The sequence below is a fragment of the Rhizobium sp. ERR 1071 genome (genome assembly GCF_007828675.1).
GTDB lineage: Bacteria > Pseudomonadota > Alphaproteobacteria > Rhizobiales > Rhizobiaceae > Rhizobium > Rhizobium dioscoreae.
The window spans coordinates 90,329-107,820 of sequence record NZ_VITM01000004.1; the positions used below are offsets into that span (position 1 = coordinate 90,329).

General features: G+C 59.2%; 14 protein-coding genes. 12 read left to right on the forward strand and 2 right to left on the reverse strand.

All coding sequences use genetic code 11. From position 1 onward, the window contains the following. Positions 1-110 precede the first annotated feature (110 nt). The 12 genes from FBZ99_RS15230 to FBZ99_RS15285 all read left to right on the forward strand — a co-directional run bounded on the left by FBZ99_RS15230 (position 111) and on the right by FBZ99_RS15285 (position 14,761). Positions 111-2,018 carry an ABC transporter ATP-binding protein gene (locus tag FBZ99_RS15230; RefSeq protein WP_113350629.1) on the forward strand — a complete coding sequence of 636 codons (1,908 nt, stop codon included), beginning with the start codon at positions 111-113 and terminating at the stop codon, positions 2,016-2,018. After that, positions 2,015-3,931, forward strand: a complete 1,917-nt coding sequence (locus FBZ99_RS15235; protein WP_113329602.1) for an ABC transporter substrate-binding protein — start codon at positions 2,015-2,017, stop codon at positions 3,929-3,931. The genes FBZ99_RS15230 and FBZ99_RS15235 overlap by 4 nt, the downstream gene beginning before the upstream one ends. Further along, positions 3,924-4,922, forward strand: a complete 999-nt coding sequence (locus tag FBZ99_RS15240; protein WP_095437102.1) for an ABC transporter permease — start codon at positions 3,924-3,926, stop codon at positions 4,920-4,922. Before FBZ99_RS15235 ends, FBZ99_RS15240 begins: the two co-directional genes overlap by 8 nt. After that, positions 4,919-6,094 (forward strand): ABC transporter permease, encoded by a 1,176-nt coding sequence (locus tag FBZ99_RS15245; protein WP_113350628.1) that lies wholly within the window; start codon positions 4,919-4,921, stop codon positions 6,092-6,094. The genes FBZ99_RS15240 and FBZ99_RS15245 overlap by 4 nt, the downstream gene beginning before the upstream one ends. A 101-nt stretch (positions 6,095-6,195) precedes the next feature. Next, entirely contained in the window at positions 6,196-7,410 is a 1,215-nt protein-coding gene (locus tag FBZ99_RS15250; RefSeq protein WP_113350627.1) for a glycosyltransferase family protein, read from the forward strand. Positions 7,411-7,421: 11 nt separating this feature from the next. Further along, positions 7,422-8,687: a glycosyltransferase family 4 protein gene (locus tag FBZ99_RS15255; RefSeq protein ID WP_173004577.1), complete on the forward strand. Its 1,266-nt coding sequence runs from the start codon at positions 7,422-7,424 to the stop codon at positions 8,685-8,687. Then, positions 8,684-9,829 carry a glycosyltransferase family protein gene (locus FBZ99_RS15260; protein ID WP_113350625.1) on the forward strand — a complete coding sequence of 382 codons (1,146 nt, stop codon included), beginning with the start codon at positions 8,684-8,686 and terminating at the stop codon, positions 9,827-9,829. The genes FBZ99_RS15255 and FBZ99_RS15260 overlap by 4 nt, the downstream gene beginning before the upstream one ends. A 237-nt stretch (positions 9,830-10,066) precedes the next feature. Beyond that, a complete protein-coding gene (locus tag FBZ99_RS15265) occupies positions 10,067-12,781 on the forward strand; it encodes an ABC transporter ATP-binding protein (protein ID WP_145633958.1) in 2,715 nt (904 codons plus the stop codon). 53 nt (positions 12,782-12,834) lie between these two features. Then, positions 12,835-13,311, forward strand: a complete 477-nt coding sequence (locus FBZ99_RS15270; protein ID WP_069610301.1) for a cyclic nucleotide-binding domain-containing protein — start codon at positions 12,835-12,837, stop codon at positions 13,309-13,311. Positions 13,312-13,363: 52 nt separating this feature from the next. Further along, positions 13,364-13,888 carry a hypothetical protein gene (locus FBZ99_RS15275; RefSeq protein WP_113329608.1) on the forward strand — a complete coding sequence of 175 codons (525 nt, stop codon included), beginning with the start codon at positions 13,364-13,366 and terminating at the stop codon, positions 13,886-13,888. A 256-nt stretch (positions 13,889-14,144) separates the two neighbouring features. Next, positions 14,145-14,396 carry a ribbon-helix-helix domain-containing protein gene (locus tag FBZ99_RS15280; protein ID WP_112723358.1) on the forward strand — a complete coding sequence of 84 codons (252 nt, stop codon included), beginning with the start codon at positions 14,145-14,147 and terminating at the stop codon, positions 14,394-14,396. 2 nt (positions 14,397-14,398) lie between these two features. After that, a complete protein-coding gene (locus tag FBZ99_RS15285; RefSeq protein WP_113329609.1) occupies positions 14,399-14,761 on the forward strand; it encodes a type II toxin-antitoxin system RelE/ParE family toxin in 363 nt (120 codons plus the stop codon). A 30-nt stretch (positions 14,762-14,791) separates the two neighbouring features. On the opposite strand, the gene FBZ99_RS15290 is transcribed toward FBZ99_RS15285, so the two are convergent. Further along, positions 14,792-15,934, reverse strand: coding sequence for a fumarylacetoacetate hydrolase family protein (locus tag FBZ99_RS15290; RefSeq protein WP_145318881.1), 1,143 nt, complete (start codon positions 15,932-15,934; stop codon positions 14,792-14,794). 178 nt (positions 15,935-16,112) lie between these two features. Continuing rightward, entirely contained in the window at positions 16,113-17,483 is a 1,371-nt protein-coding gene (locus tag FBZ99_RS15295; RefSeq protein ID WP_145318878.1) for an alpha-glucosidase/alpha-galactosidase, read from the reverse strand. Between the last annotated feature and the right edge of the window lie 9 nt (positions 17,484-17,492).

A 17,492-nucleotide genomic window follows, 5' to 3' on the forward strand; every position in this document is an offset into this window, starting at 1 on the left:
ACAGTTTTTTTACAGTCTCCGCATTGCTTTGACCAGCTAGACACCCGTTATGGCCTACGTTAGTGTGCCGTCCAAGGCCACAAAGGTCATGTGAGCGGGAAGTAATATGTATGGCGTCAGGGACTGATCTACTGCGTATCGAGAACCTCGACGTCTCGTTTTCCCTTTACGGAGATAGTCTGCGCGTCGTCAAGAATGCCGGCTTGAGAGTGCTTCCAGGCAAGGTTACGGCGCTCGTCGGCGAATCTGGCTCCGGCAAGTCGATCATCAGCCAATCGATCATGGGCATTCTCCCAACGGCGGCAAAGGCGACGGGCCGGATTCTCTTCACCGATCCGCTCAACGGTCTGACGACCGATATTCTCCAGCTGCCGCGCGACGGCGCCGCGATCCGCGGGCTGCGTGGCGCGCGCATGGCAAAGATCTTCCAGGAGCCGATGACCTCGCTGTCGCCGCTGCATACGGTCGGCAACCAGATCAGTGAAGCGCTTCGCATTCACAGCGCAGGCACCAGTAGAGCTGAGCAGCGCGAAAAGACGGAAGAGATGCTGAACCTCGTCGGCTTTCAGGACCCGGTTCGCACTTTCGACATGTATCCCTTCGAACTTTCCGGAGGCATGCGTCAGCGCGCGATGATCGCCATGGCGCTGATCTGCAATCCGGCGCTGCTGATCGCCGACGAGCCAACGACGGCATTGGATGTCACCATTCAGGCGCAAATTCTCGGACTGCTGCGCAATCTCCAGCAGACGTTCAACATGGCAATGTTGCTGATCACCCACGATCTCGGCGTGGTTGCGAACATGGCCGATGAGGTCGTGGTCATCTATCACGGCGAGATCATGGAAGCAGGTCCCGTTGAGACGATCTTCCGTCAGCCGCAGCATCGCTATCTGAAGGCGCTGATGTCGGCGGTGCCGCATTTCGACATGAAGCCGGGAGAGCGATTGAAATCTTTGCGGGATGTCCCGGTCAATCTCGGCACTTTCTCGGGGAAGAAGAAGCTTATCGGCAACGGTGTGCCGGCTGCGGGCACCGCACTCGATGTCCTGCTCAGCGTGCGCAATCTGACCAAGACCTACACCTCGAAGGCCGGTGGGCTGTTCGGGCGGCGGGATGGCACGAAGTTCCGTGCGGTCGATGATGTCAGTTTCGATATTCGCCGCGGCGAATGTCTCGGCCTGGTCGGGGAAAGCGGTTGCGGCAAGACGACCGTCAGCAAGATCCTGATGCGGGGTGTTACCGCCGATAGCGGTTCCGTCACCTTCGATGACGGCAGCGGCAAGATCGATGTGCTTGCCGTCAAGGGCGATGAATTGATGGATCTGCGCACGAAGATCCAAATGGTTTTCCAGGACCCGGTCTCTTCGCTTTCTCCGCGCATGACCATCCGCAACATCCTGAGCGAACCCCTGGAAATCCACGGGCGGGGCGAAAGCGACGAGCGCAAGGAGAAAGTCACGGCGCTGATGCAGGCGATCGGGCTCGACAAGCACTATCTGAGCCGCTATCCGCACAGCTTCTCCGGCGGCCAGCGCCAGCGCATCGGAATTGCGCGCGCATTGGCGCTTGGGCCAAAACTTCTGATCCTCGACGAGCCCGTCTCGGCTCTCGACGTGTCCGTCCAGGCGCAGATTCTCAATCTCCTCAAGGATCTGCAGAAAGAACTCGGCCTGACCTATCTGTTCATTTCGCATAATCTGGCGGTGGTCGACTATATGGCTGATCGGATTGCCGTCATGGCGCGTGGACGCATCGTCGAAATCGCGCCGCGCGAGATCATCCTGCGCGATCCCGTTCATCCCTACACGCGCTCGCTGCTTGCGGCGGTGCCATTCCCCGACCTGGACCGGCCGCTGGATTTCTCCGCCCTGGGCAGCGAAGGCGCCGCGGCCAAGCAGAAATGGGGGCCGCAATTCTCCGAGGGATCAGACGGAGATCTGGCCTATGCCGATTTGGGCGGGGGGCATTTCGTGCGCGCCCGCCGGGGCCTCGGTGCCCGGGAGCTGCGCAAATGATCAATCGGCGCACTTTTCTTGGCCTTTTGGCCTCTACCGTTCTGCCTCAGCCCGTTCTCGCAGCCGACATCGACAACGAGCCGGAATATTTTGCCGATTGGCTGAGGGCGGGTCAGATGCCGCACCTTGCCAAGCGTTTGCCGAAATTCCCGCGCATCGTCAACGTCGCGGCCATGGGCCGTACGCCGGGTCAATATGGCGGCTCCGTGCGCACCATTGTCGGCAGCCAGAACGATATCCGCTTCATGACGATATACGGCTATGCCCGTCTCGTCGGCTATGACCGTACCCTGTCGTTGCAACCTGATATTCTGGAGTCATTCACCTCCGTCAACGACATGGTTTTCACCTTCAAGCTGCGCGACGGACATAAATGGTCGGATGGGCATCCTTTCACGGCCTATGATTTCCGCTATTGGTGGGAAGACGTCATCCTCAACAAGGAACTGACACCGGGCGGCGGCGCCTTGGAGTTGCGCCCGCACGGCAGCCTGCCGCGCTTCGAGCTGCTCGACGAACTGACGGTGCGTTATTCCTGGGATGATCCTAATCCCGATTTCCTGCCGATCCTTGCGGCGCCGCAGCCGCTCGTCATTGCCGGCCCTGCGCATTATCTGAAGCAGTTTCACAAGAAATATCAGGACAGCATTCGCCTTTCCTCGCTGATGAAGGAAAACCGCGCCAAGAAATGGCAGGACCTTCATATCAAGATGGCCCGTTCCTACCGGCCTGAAAATCCCAACCTGCCGGTACTCGATCCCTGGCGCAACACGACCGCCCCACCGGCCGAGCAGTTCGTCTTCGAGCGCAACCCCTATTTCCATCGCGTCGACGAAAACGGCCGCCAGTTGCCCTATATAGACCGGATGATCCTGAACATCAGCTCTTCCGCGATCATCGCTGCCAAGACCGGCGCGGGAGAAAGCGATCTGCAGGCAAACGGCATAGATTTCAACGACTATACCTTCCTCAAGGAAGCGGAGAGGCTGCACCCGATCAAGGTCAATCTCTGGAAGGCGGCGCGTGGGTCGCGGGTCGCACTGTTTCCCAATCTGAACAGCGCGGATACCGTATGGCGAGACGTTTTGCGCGATGTCCGGGTGCGGCGGGCCCTGTCGCTGGCGATCAATCGCCATGAGATCAACATGGCCGTCTTCTATGGCCTCGGCACTGAAAGCGCCAACACGGTCCTGCCAGACAGCCCTCTCTTCAAGCCCGAATATGCGGCGGCCTGGATTGCGTACGATCCGGATCAGGCCAATGTGCTGCTGGACGCCGCCGGTCTTGCCAAACGCGATGAAGACGGCGTTCGCCTGTTGCCCGACGGGCGGCGCATGGAGATCACGGTTGAAACACCGGGCGAAAGCCCGCTGGATGCGGACGTCCTCGAACTCGTCACCGATCACTGGCGCAAGGTCGGCATTGCGCTGTTCACGCGTGTATCGCAACGCGACATTTTCCGCAGCCGCGCCATGGGCGGGCGTATCCTGATGTCCTTGTGGTACGGCCTGGACAATGGCGTGCCGACAGCGGACATGAACCCGGCGGAACTGGCGCCGACAACCGACGACCAGATGCAGTGGCCGCTCTGGGGCATGTACTATCTTTCGCGTGAGACGCAGGGCGTTGCGCCCGATGTTCCGGAGGCGGCCAAGCTCGTCAAGCTGCTCCGCGAATGGGAGGCGGCCGCCTCTTCCTTCGAGCGCGCCGAGATCTGGCACGAAATGCTGTCGATCTATACGGACCAGGTTTTCTCCATCGGCCTCATCAACGCCACGCTGCAGCCGATCGTGCATTCGGCGCGCATGCAGAACGTGCCGGAGAAGGCGCTTTACGGTTTCGATCCAACCTGTTTTCTCGGTGTCTACATGCCGGATACCTTCTGGATGAAGGAGGATCGCCGGAATGCTTAGATATATCCTTTGGCGCATCGCGGTGATGATCCCGACCCTGATCGTCATTTCGATGCTGGTCTTCACGATCATCCAGCTTCCGCCTGGCGATTTCTTCGAAAGCCAGATCGCCGAGCTGCGCGCCCAGGGCGAGACGGCGAACCTTCAGGAGATCGAGAATCTTCGTCACGAATACGGCCTCGATCAGCCTATGCCGCTTCAATATGTCCATTGGGTTGCCGGAATGCTGCATGGCGATTTCGGTTATTCCTTCGAATATCAGCTGCCGGTTTCGGATGTCGTCGGCGACCGCTTGTGGCTGACCATTCTCGTATCGATGACGACGATTCTCGTGACCTGGCTGATCGCCTTCCCGATCGGCATCTATTCGGCGACTCATCAATATAGCTGGGGCGATTACGGCCTGACTTTCCTTGGTCTGCTCGGTATCGCCATTCCGAATTTTATGCTGGCGCTGATCCTGATGTATTTCGCCAATGTGTGGTTCGGCGTGTCGATCGGCCATCTGATGGATCAGCAATATCTCTCGCAGCCGATGAGCTGGGAAAAGGCGCGCTCGATCCTGTCGCATCTGTGGATTCCGGTCATCATCGTCGGCACGGCAGGAACGGCGGGCATGATCCGCCGCCTTCGCGCCAATCTGCTCGACGAGATGCAGAAGCAATATGTCATCACCGCACGGGCAAAGGGGTTGCACCCCCTGAAGGCTCTGGTGAAATATCCGCTGCGCATGGCGCTGAACTTTTTCGTCGCCGATATCGGCTCCATCCTGCCGTCGATCATTTCGGGCGCTGAGATCACCGCCATCGTGCTGTCGCTGGAGACGACCGGCCCAATGTTGATCCGGGCCCTGCAAAGCCAGGACATGTATCTTGCCGGTTCATTTCTGATGTTTCTCGCCTTCCTCAATGTTATCGGCGTGCTGATCTCGGATATCGCGCTCGGCTTTCTCGATCCCCGCATCCGCTTGCAAGGCAGGAGTACAAAGTGAGCGTATCTCTGCCAAAACCCGGGGCTCCCCTGGAGCATTACGTCTCGAACGCGGATTTCGATCCGGATCAGTTCGAAGCCATGTCGGCCGGCCAGCAGCGCTATTACATGGCTTCGCAGAAGAAGCTGATGTGGTGGAAGTTCAAAAAGCACAAGCTTGCGCTCGCCTCCGGTATCTTCCTGCTGCTCGCCTACGGCATGATCCTGATTGCGGAATTCCTGGCGCCCTACGGTCTGCACAGCCGCAATGTCGATTACATTCATTCGCCGCCGCAGATGGTTCATTTCTTCGACAAGGGCGAGTTCGTCGGACCGTTCGTCTATGGCCGGAAAATGACGCTCGATATCGATACGCTGCGTCGGATCTATACCGAAAATCCTTCCGACGTGCAGCCGATCCGTTTCTTCTGTCGCGGCGATTCCTATCGTTTCTGGGGCTTGGTGGATTCGAACCTTCATCTGGTCTGCCCTTCCGTCGGCGGGCAAATGTATCTGCTTGGAACCGATCGCCTGGGCCGGGACGTGCTGTCGCGCATCATTTACGGCGCGCGCATATCCCTGACGATCGGGCTGATCGGCATAGCGATCAGCTTCGTGCTCGGCGTCGTCATCGGCGGTCTGGCGGGCTATCACGGCGGTCTTTTCGATCTCCTCGTTCAGCGCGTGATCGAGGTGCTGCAATCACTGCCGAGCCTGCCATTGTGGATGGCGCTGGCGGCGATCATGCCCGTGAGCTGGAGTCCGATCATCGTCTATTTCGGCATTACCATTATTCTCGGCATTCTCGACTGGACCGGCCTTGCACGCGCCGTGCGCTCGAAGCTTCTGTCCCTGCGGGAGGAAGACTACGTGCTCGCCGCGCAATTGATGGGCGCAAGCACACGCCGCATCATCGGCCGTCATCTCGTTCCCGGCTTCATGTCGCATCTCATTGCCACGGCGACGATCTCTGTTCCCAGCATGATTCTCGGCGAAACCGCCCTTAGCTTTCTCGGATTGGGGCTTCGCCCGCCAATCACGAGCTGGGGCATTTTGCTGACCGAGGCAAGAAGCGTCAGCGTCATCGCCTTCTATCCATGGCTCCTTTTCCCTATGATCCCGGTGATTTTGGTCATTCTGGCGTTCAACTTTTTAGGAGACGGCTTGCGCGATGCCGCCGATCCCTACAAATAGCAGGATGAACGGCGAAGACAGGATTGCAATTCGAGAAGCGGCCCGCGGATGTCGTTTGCCGACATACCGCGTATAACTTTCACCCCCAGAGGTTTTTGCCTATGAAGCGGCGCTTAGAAGATGCTCGAATCCTCATGTATAGCCATGACACGTTCGGTCTCGGCCATCTGAGGCGGTGCAGAACGATTGCCCATGCGCTTGTCGAGGACTATCGCGGCCTGAATGTGCTGATCATATCCGGCGCGACGATCGCCGGCGCATTCGATTATCGCGCCCGTGTCGATTTCGTCAAAGTGCCGAGTGTCATCAAGCTGCGCGACGGCGAATACACGTCTATGGCGAGCCATGTCGCATTGCAGGAAACGCTGAAGATGCGGCAATCGATCATTCGCCACACGGCCGAAACCTTCCAGCCCGATGTTTTCATTGTCGATAAGGAGCCGATGGGGCTGAAAGGTGAGGTCGAGGAAACGCTGACCTATCTCAAGGCGCGCGGCACGACGCTCGTACTCGGCATGCGCGACGTCATGGATGCGCCGCATCTCCTGGAAGCCGAATGGAAGAAGAACAACGCCCTGCAGAAGATCGATCAGTTCTACGATCGCGTCTGGGTCTATGGCCCGCCGGACTTTCACGATCCACTCGTCGGCCTCGATGTTCCCCCCGGCGTGCGCCGGAAGATGGAGTTCGTCGGCTTCCTGCAGCGCAGCGTTTCCACCCTGGGCACGAAGTCGGAACATGTGCCTGACGAGGATTATATCCTGGTGACGACTGGCGGCGGCGGCGACGGCGCCGATCTCGTCAGCGATGTCATTGCCGCTTTCGAGGAGGATAGCTCTCTCACGCAGAAGACGCTGATCGTGCTCGGCCCCTATATGCCAGCCAAGGAGCGCGGTCAGCTTTTGGAACGCGCGAGCAAGATCGACTGTCTGCAGGTCATCGAGTTCGACAACAAGATGGAAGAGCTGATCGCCGGCGCCAAGGCCGTTGTTGCCATGGGCGGCTATAATACCTATTGCGAGATCCTGTCCTTCGACAAGCCGGCGCTGATCATTCCGCGCACGCGGCCGCGCGAGGAGCAGCTCATCCGCGCGCAGCGGGCAAGCGAACTCGGCCTCGTCGACATGCTGCTGCCGGAAGAATCGGCCGATCCGAAGCAGCTTGCCGCTGCGCTGAAGCGCCTGCCGAACAGGGCGCCACCTTCGGCGAGCAACAGCAACATGCGCCTGGAAGGGCTCGTGCATATTTCGCGCACCGTCGGCGAATGGTTCGATGACCGCGAGCGCTATACGCCGCTATCGATCGTTGCCGAGTAGATCACCGGAACCTGTCGATGCGGAAGAAAATACTGGTGGTCCTGAAAGGCTATCCCCGCCTGTCGGAAACCTTCATCGCGCAGGAGCTGCTCGGCCTGGAAAAGGCCGGCTTCGACCTGACGCTGATTTCGATGCGCAAGCCTACGGACAAGAAGCGCCACCCCGTCCATGACGAGATCAAGGCGCGCGTCATCTATCTGCCCGAATATCTGCATAACGAACCGTTGAGGGTGCTTCGCGCGTTCTTTGCCGGTATCGGCAAGCCCGGGTTCAAGCCGCTCCTAAAGCAGTTCTGGACCGATCTCAAGCGGGATATCACGCCGAACCGCGTGCGGCGCTTCGGTCAGGCCCTGGTGCTGGCGCATGAATGGCCCGATGGCGGCGAATGGCTGCATGCGCATTTCATCCATACGCCGGCCTCGGTGACATCCTATGCCAGTATCATGACCGGCATTCCCTGGACGTGTTCGGCCCATGCCAAGGATATCTGGACGTCACCGGACTGGGAGCTTTCGGAAAAGCTCGGCCGCGCCCGCTGGACTGTGACCTGCACGCGCACCGGTTTCGAGCACATGCGCGATCTGGTCGGAGCGGACGACAAGGTTCATCTGAGCTATCACGGGCTGGATCTGGATCGCTTCGGCTCCTTCACTGGCGAACATTCCAGCCGCGACGGCAAGGACGCTTCCGATCCCGCTTTTATCCTCAGCGTTGGACGTGCGGTGGAGAAAAAGGGATACGACGTGCTGTTGAAGGCGCTGGCATTGCTTCCCGGCGATCTCAACTGGCGCTTTACCCACATTGGCGGCGGAGATGGCTTGACGAAACTCAAGGCATTGGCTGATACGCTTGGCATCGCCGACCGCATCACCTGGAAGGGTGCGCTGGCACAGGAAGACGTGCTTGCCCAATATCGCCAGGCCGATATCTTCGCGCTCGCCTGCCGGGTGGCCGCCGACGGTGATCGCGACGGGCTGCCGAACGTGCTCGTTGAAGCCTCTAGCCAGCGCCTTGTCTGCGTTTCCACCGATGTCTCCGGCGTTCCCGAACTCCTCGAAGATGGTGCGAACGGTCTTGTCGTTCCTCCGGAGGATCCGCAGGCGCTCGCCGTAGCGCTGGAATCCGCCATTCGTAACCCGGCACTGCGTCACAGGCTGGGCGAAGCGGCCGAAAAGCGGGTGCGCGAGCATTTCGACTATCACGCCAGCATCCGGCAACTGACGGGGCTGTTCGAGGAGCAATGGCAGAGAGAAGATCAATGGCGGAAATCCGCATGACAACCTCGCATAGCCTACCGTTGCGGGTCTTTTTCTACGTTCAGCATCTGCTTGGCATCGGCCATCTGGCGCGCGCGAGCCGCATCGCCAGCGCGCTGGCGCAAGACGGCTGCCAGGTGACGGTGGTCACCGGCGGCCTGCCGGTAAACGGCTTCCCGGGGGCGGACGTCACCTCCGTCACATTGCCGGCCGTGGTTGCGAGCAGCGCCGGCTTCTCCGGTCTCGCCGATCAGTCTGGCAATGCCGCCGGCGAGGAGTTCCTGTCTCGGCGCCGCGACTTGTTGCTGGAGGCGTTCCGGCAGGCGGCGCCCGATGTCGTCATCATCGAGGCCTTTCCCTTCGGTCGCAGGCAGATGCGTTTCGAGCTTCTGCCGCTGCTCGATGCCATTTCTGAAGCCGATCCGAAGCCGAGGCTCTACACCTCGGTGCGGGACATTCTGCAGCAGCAGAAGAAACCGGGGCGCGACGAAGAGACGGTCGGCCTCCTGCGCGATCATTTCGATGGCGTGCTCGTCCATGGCGATCCGCATTTCGTCCGGCTGGAAGAGACCTTTCCCCTGACGGAGGCGATCGCTGACAAGATCATCTATACGGGTCTTGTCGCACCCGCTTTGCCACCGGAACCAGTCGAAACCTTCGACATCGTCGTTTCAGCCGGCGGCGGCGCTGTCGGGCGCGACCTTATCCGCGCCTCGCTCGAAGCGGCAAGCCGAGTGGCGAGCGATCGCCGCTGGCTGTTGATCGCCGGGCCGAACCTCCCGGAGCGGGATTATGCTGAGCTCGCCAGCGACGCGCCCGGTAATGTCGAACTGGTTCGCTTCCGCAAGGATTTTCCCTCCCTTCTGCGCGGCGCCGAGCTTTCGATTTCGCAGGCCGGCTATAATACGGTCGGCGATCTTCTCGTGGCTGGCTGCCGAGCTATCCTGGTTCCTTTCACCGCCGGTGGGGAGACGGAGCAATCCGTCCGAGCCGAGCGGCTGGAGAGATTGGGCCTGGCCTTGGCCTTGCCAGAAGCGGGATTGACGACGGATATGCTGGTCGAAGCCGTGAAGACGGCATTGTCGCGCCCCAAGCCAGGCAAGCCGGATATCGATCTTGGCGGCGCCGCCAGAACTTCCGCCATTCTGCGTGAGGTCATGTAGCGACGTGTGCGGCTGATATCGGAGACATCCTGTCGTTTTATCCTCCTGGATTCCCGCAATCTTGTGATATAAATCGAAAAATCGATGAATCGGGAGGAGCGTGGACGAAAGACCGGGCGGAGTCCCCTTTCACATATGGGGCCACGTATCCGTAACGAAACCTTCCCGCATCTCTGCAACATCGGTGCCGGCATCGCGCTGGCGCTGGGCGTTGAATTTGAAAGCCTGCAGTAAGCAATGGAAAAAAGCCTAGCGCGTTACATTTGGTCGAATACCCGGCTGGAGCAGGTCTGGATACTGCTCGTCGTCGCGGCCTCGATGATCCCGTACTTCCTGTCCTTCGACTTGCCGAAGCAGATCGTCAACGGGCCTATCCAGGGCAAAGGTTTCGAACATCCCGGCGATACGCAGACCTTCATGCACATTGCTTTCAATGTGCCGCTCATCGGCCATGTCGAGATTTTTCAGGGCGTGCAGCTGACGCGCATGTGGATGCTCGTTGCGCTGAGCATGGTGTTTTTGGCGCTCGTCGTCCTCAACGGTCTCTTCAAGCTCTATATCAACACCTATAAGGGACGTCTGGGCGAGCGCATGCTTCGCCGTATCCGCTTTGAGCTGATCGACCGGGTCTTGCGGTTTCCGCCGGCGCACTTCAAGCGCGTCAAGCCCGCGGAAATCGCCACTATGATCAAGGACGAGGTGGAGCCGATGGGTGGCTTTACGGGCGATGCTTTCGTGCAGCCCGCCCTTCTCGGCGGCCAGGCGGTGACGGCGCTCGTCTTCATCATCATGCAGAATTTCTGGCTCGGCATGATTGCCGCGGCCATCGTCGCCGTGCAGGCCATCGTCATTCCGCGTATGCGCAAGCGGCTGTTGGAACTTGGGCGCCAGCGGCAGCTGACGGCGCGCGAACTTTCCGGCCGCGTCGGTGAGATCGTTGATGGTATCGGCACTATCCATGCCAACGATACCACGAACCTGGAGCGCGCCGATATCGCGCACCGGCTCGGATTGATCTTCTCGATCCGCTACGATCTCTATCAGTGGAAGTTCCTGGTCAAATTCATCAATAACTTCCTCGCTCAGGTAACGCCGTTCCTGTTCTATCTGATCGGCGGCTTCCTGGCGTTGCAGGGCCGACTGGACATCGGTCAGCTCGTCGCCGTCATCAATGCCTACAAGGATCTGCCCGGACCGCTGAAGGAGCTGATCGACTGGGACCAGTCGCGTCAGGACGTCCAGGTAAAATACAATCAGGTGGTCGAACAGTTCAGTGTCGAGCATCTGATCGATCCGAAAATCCAGGCGGTTTCGCCGGCGCCCGCCGCCCGCATCACCCATTCTCTCGTCGCGACCAATCTGACCATCGTCGACGACAGCGGCGCGCGTGTGCTGGACCACGTTTCGGTTGAGATTCATCCGGGCGAAAGGGTGGCGATCGTCGGCGACAGCGGTGCGGGCGGCGAATATCTTGCAGAGGCGTTCGGACGCCTGATCTGGCCGGATAGCGGCCGCATCTCGATCGACGGCCACGATATTCTGGAACTGCCGGAATCGCTCATCGGGCGACGCATCGCCTACGCCTCCTCCGAGACCTTCTTCTTTCACGGCACTTTGCGCAGCAATCTCCTCTATGGTCTCAAGCACGCTCCGCTCGTTGCCCCCGTCTATAGCGAGGATGAAGCGACAAAGGTCAAATGGAGCATGGCCGAGGCGCGTCGTGCGGCCAATCCGGAATTCGACCTCAATAGCGACTGGGTGGATTATGCCGCCGCCGGGGCGACGGGGCCGGATGATATCTACTCCGCCATCCGTCCGGTTCTCGATGCCGTCGCCATGTCGCAGGATATTTTCGACATGGCCTTGCGCTCGAATGTCGATGCCACGGCACATCAGGATCTGACGTCGCGCATCGTCGAGCTGCGGCAGGCATTGCGGTCGCGGCTCGAGGAGGAAAAACTCGCGGATCTCGTGGTTCCCTTCGAGTTCGATGCTTATAATCCGCAGGCGACCGTTGGTGAAAATCTGCTTTTCGGTACGCTGAAGCGGCCGCAGATGACCAATCGCAAACTGGCGGCTCATCCCTATTTCCAGCAGATATTCGCCGAAACGGGTCTGGTATCCGATTTGTACGATATGGGCCTGGAGATCGCCGAAAACGCAGTCGAACTCTTCACGGACCTGCCGCCGGACCATCCGTTCTTCCAGCAGCTGACCTTCATGACGGCGGAAGACATCCCGACCTATGAGGCGCTGCTGCAGAAGCTCAACGGCAAGGGCTATGAGGCGGCTAACGACGATGAGCGTGCGGCCATCATCCGGCTGAGCTTCTCCTATATCGAACCGCGTCACCGCTTCGGCCTTCTGACGCAGGTGCTCATGGAAAAGATCGTGAAGGCGCGCGCGAAGTTCTACGAGAATATTCCGGCCGATCTCGCCAAGGTCATCGAGCGCTACGATCCGGAGCGCTTCACTGCGTCTGCCACCTTGATGGACAACGTGCTGTTCGGGCGCATTGCGCATCAGCAGGCGAATGCGCCGGAGCGTATCCATCAGATCATGTATGATGTGTTCGGGCGTCTCGGCATGCATGATGCAGTTCTGTCGATCGGGCTGGATTTCGACGTCGGCTCGGGCGGCAAGCGCCTGACCAACGTGCAGCGCCAGAAACTCAATCTCGGTCGCGCCCTTTTGAAACGAGCCGATTACATCATCTGCAATCGCCCGCTGCCGGCACTCGACCATCGCGTCCAGGATCAGATCGCGAGAGCCATTCTGGGCGAACTCCATAGCGGCGATTATGCGCCGGCGATCATCTGGGTTCTCTCCAACCCCAGTTTTGCCGAATTGTTCGACCGTGTCATGGTTTTCGATCACGGCAGCCTCGTCGAAAATGGCTCTACCACCGATCTTTTAGAGAAAAACGGTATGTTCAAAGAACTGTTATCGTAATATCCTATCTCGACAGTGGCGTCTGGGGCCGAACACTGGGGGTACCGAAGCTCATGCTTCTGAAGGACGAAGTTGAAATGCTGAAGCGGGTGCCGATTTTTTCGCGCATTGCACCGGCAAAATTGAAACTCTTGGCGTTTACGTCCGATCGGGTCAGCTACAATGCTGGCCAAACCCTGTTTCATCAGGGTGATCAAGGTGATGCGGCCTATGTTGTTCTTTCAGGAACTGCTGATATTCTCGTCGATAGCCCAGCCGGCGAGATCAAGGTTGCCGAAGTCGACCTCAATTCCATCGTCGGCGAAATTGCCATCCTCTGCGATGTCTCCCGTACAGCCACGGTGAAAGCGACTTCCAGGCTGGAAGCCTTGAAGATCAGCAAGGAGCATTTCCTGAAGCTGCTCAGCGATTTCCCGGAGATGGCCGTCGAGATCATGCGCGTGCTGGCCGATCGCCTGAACCATACAACCTCGGAACTGACCGCTGTGCGCAGCCGCCTCGACCAGCCGCAGTCGATGTCCACTCATTGAGATTGAGGGAGCCGGTGCTCGTGCTTTTGAGAGGCGGGCGTCCCATTTCAATATGGCAAACTCAATTCCGAAATATGCGCGGCCCGAATATGAACGCCGATTTCTCCTCAGCGACATTCCAGATCTTTCCGGTCTAGCATCCCGGCTGATCGAAGATCTTTATCTCGACGGCACCCGGCTGCGCCTGCGCAAGATCATCTGCGAGAATGGAGACGAGCAATACAAGCTCTGCAAGAAGTACCCCGGCCCGAGCGCCAATCCCCTCGCAATCGTCAATATCTATCTGACATCGCAGGAATATGATCTTCTTTCAGCGTTGAACGGCAAAGGCATTCGGAAGAGGCGGTACAATATCGCCTCGTCTGCGCTTTGCCTCGATGTTTTCGAAGGTCAGCTTGTCGGCCTGGTTCTATGCGAGATCGAGGCGGAATCCGTCGCCTTGCTCGAAGCGCATGCATTGCCTCACTGGATTGGACGCGACGTTTCAGACGATCCGTTTTTCACCGGTGGCAATCTTGCTTCTATCGATGCTGCGCAACTCTCGGCGAGACTGGTGTCGCTCGGATCTTGCGCTTAGTCGTCAACGATCTCGCAGGCAATGAAGAAGCCCCACTGTAGGCAGCGCGATCCAATCAAGCCAATCGGAGGGAGGTGCGGCGTTGCGTCGTCCTTTTTCGCGAGGGGGTTTTTCTGCCGCCTCGTCGGCTCCGACGGCAAGGTTGCTGGTGGCCCGGACAGTCGTCGCGATGATGCGGCGCGCTCTTACCCGTGAAGAATATTGACAATATATGCTACGAACTCCACAATTGAGGTGGAATGGAAGGATAGTTCCGATGGCGTCGGGTAGCATTCATGTGAAGGTCAGCGGTGCGCTGCAAGACCACATTCAGCAGCAGATCGGCGACACTGGTCTTTATGAGAACGCCAGCGAATACATTCGCGCCTTGATACGTCGCGACCTTCAAACCCGTAATGAGGCGTGGGATGCGCTGCAAAAGGAGCTTGCACCGGCCATGCGCGCGGATGACAGCGAGTTTATCGCAGTTTCCGCCGAAGATGTCATTCGCCGCAATACGCGTCGCTGATCATGGTGGTGTATCGCTTTTATCCGCGCGCGGATGCGGCGCAGGACAAGATTTGGCGGGATACAGTTGAGACATGGGGAGAGAAGCAGGCGGTGACGTATATCACCGGCTTGCATACCCATTTGCAGCGGCTATGCGAGGAAAGGGCGATATGGCGCAAGCTTCCGCAGCGTCTTGCAGTTCCCGCCGACGTGAAACACGAGGCGTATTTCAGTCGCTACGAGCATCATTATGTCTTCTTCCGGGAGCTCGATAACGGCGATCTTGGCGTGATGAGCATTTTGCATGAGCGCATGGACCTGCCCGTGCGCCTTGCCGAGGATCTGGCGGCGCTTTCCGGGAGAGCGGGATCTTTCAAGGCATAGGCTCGGTGTGGCCAATTCGCCTTTGAAGTCTCAGATCAATCCCCGCCGGGCCAGATTGCGCATCAGATGCGAGGCGCCGAAGGTCCAGGGCGGGCATTCGGTCGACAACAGCACGCGGTTGCGCAGCGAACCGAGCTTGTCGTTGGAAATAGTGACGATGTCGCCGACCTTGTGGGTGAAGCCTTGGCCGGGCGTGTCGCGATCTTCGACGGGGGCGAAAAGCGTTCCCATGAATAGCACGAAGCCGTCGGGATATTGATGATGGCGGCCGATGGTCTGGGAGACGAGATCGAGCGGATCGCGGCTGATTTCCTTCATCGACGAGCGGCCGTGCAGCACATAACCGTCCTCACCTTCGACTTTGAGGTCGAGATCGGCGTTGCGCACGTCATCAAGATTATAGGTCTCGTCGAACAGACGGATGAACGGCCCGATCGAGCAGGAGGCGTTGTTGTCCTTGGCCTTGCCAAGGAGCAGGGCGGATCGGCCTTCCACGTCGCGCAGGTTGACGTCGTTGCCGAGGGTGGCGCCCTTGACCCGGCCCTGGCTGTCGACCGCCAGCACGATTTCCGGCTCGGGATTGTTCCACTTGGAGATCGGATGCAGGCCGACATCGGCGCCTTGTCCCACAGACGACATTATCTGCGATTTGGAAAAGACTTCCGCGTCCGGTCCGATGCCCACTTCGAGATATTGCGACCAGACACCTTCCTCGATCAACGCCGCCTTGACCTTGGCCGCTTCCGCTGAACCGGCCTTCAAGTTGCGCAGACTGTCGCCGATCAGTGCGGTCACCTTGCCGCGGATCGCTTCGGCTAGGTCCGGATTACCGGCTGCGCGCTCCTCGATGACGCGCTCCAGCATCGAACGGGCAAAGGTGACGCCACAGGCCTTGATCGCCTGCAGGTCGATGGGGGCGAGAAGGTGGATGGCCGAGTGGTCGGCCTTGGCGGCCAGCAGATCATCGAGTTTGGCGATGGCTTCGCCTTTCTGGGTGCGAATGAAAGCCACCGGATCATCTTTTTCCAGAAGGTCGCGCATGGTCGGCGTTTCCTTCGAGGTGATATCATAGAGCGTGCCGTCGCGAAGGGTGACGAGAGCGGGGCCTTGCACATCCGGGCGCCAGATGCGGCCGACGAATGTTCCGGTGGTGAATGTGTTCGAGCTGGCCATGTCGTTCGTCTCCTCCAAACTGCGAGCGTTTCTAGCGCAGTCGATCCCGCTTTGCCATCTGTTATGACGGCATCATTCGCTGCATTTTGGATTTTCATCTTTTCCTGGAAGCTAAAAATGTAAGGCCCCGCGGCGCCACCGCGAGGCCTTTTGGGCCGCAAGCCGGGAGAGAGTGGCTTTACGCGGCCTGAACCTTGCGATTGCCGCGCGCCCATTCCGGCAGCCAGTCGCCGTGGGCTGCCAACAGCTCGTCGACCAGCGACCAGATTTGGTCGAGATCGAGTTCGGCTGCCGTGTGCGGATCCATCATCGCGGCATGGTAGATGTGCTCGCGATTTTCGGTCATCAGAGCTTTCACGGTCAGCTCCTGCACGTTGATGTTCGTGCGGATGAGCGCCGTCAGCTGCGGCGGCAGATCGCCGACATAGGTCGGCTGGATGCCGGAGGCATCGACGAGGCAGGCGACTTCCGCCGCGCAATTATAAGGCAGCGAGGTGATGCAGCCATTGTTGCGGACATTGCCGTAGATGACGGAGGGTTCGCCGGTCCAGACCGAATTGATGATCGAGGAGGCATATTCCTTCGACTGCTTGACCTCGATCTTTTCCGCCGTGCGGTATTCCTCAGCCTGGTTCTTCCAGCGCGCCACCTGCTCGATGCAGCGTTTCGGATATTCGTCGAGCGGAATGCCGAACTTCTCGATCAGATCCTCGCGGCCCTCCTTGATGAAGTAGGGGGTGTATTCGGCGAAATGCTCGGAGCTTTCGGTGACGAAATAGCCGAGGCGGGTCAGCATTTCATAGCGCACCTTGTTCGGGCAGCGCGGGTTCCAGCCGGGCTTCGGCGCGCGTCCTTCGCGATAGGCGCGAACGAGATCCGGATAGAGATTACGATAGGAACCATCCGGCTGACGATGCTCGAATTCGAGATAGAAGGCCATGTGGTTGATGCCGGCCGAGCGGTAGCGGATCTCGTTGTAGGGAATGTCGAGATCGTGCGCCAGTTCCATGGCCGTGCCCTGCACCGAATGGCAAAGACCGACCTGCTTGATCGTTGGGTACTTCTCCCCGATCGCCCAGGTATTGATGGCCATCGGGTTCACATATTGCAGCATGATCGCGTTCGGGCAAACGGCGAGCATGTCTTCGCAAATCTTCCAGAGATGCGGAACCGTGCGCAGGCCGCGCATGATGCCGCCGACGCCGAGCGTGTCGGCGATCGTCTGGCGCAGGCCATATTTCTTCGGCACTTCGAAATCGGTGACGGTGCAGGGCTCGTAGCCGCCGATCTGAAAAGCGACGACGACGAAATGCGCACCGTCGAGCGCCTTGCGCTGATCGGTAAAGGTTTCGACCGTCGCGGAGGTGCCCAGCGTCGAGGCCAGCTTGCGGGCAACAATGGCGCTTTCGTCCAGCCGCTGCGGATTGATGTCCATCAGCGCGATCCGGGCGTCCGCAAGGGCGGGCCGCTGCAAGACGTCGCCGATGATATTCTTCATGAAGACGGTCGAGCCGGCGCCGATGAAGGTGATCTTGGGAGTACCTGTCATGTCAAAATC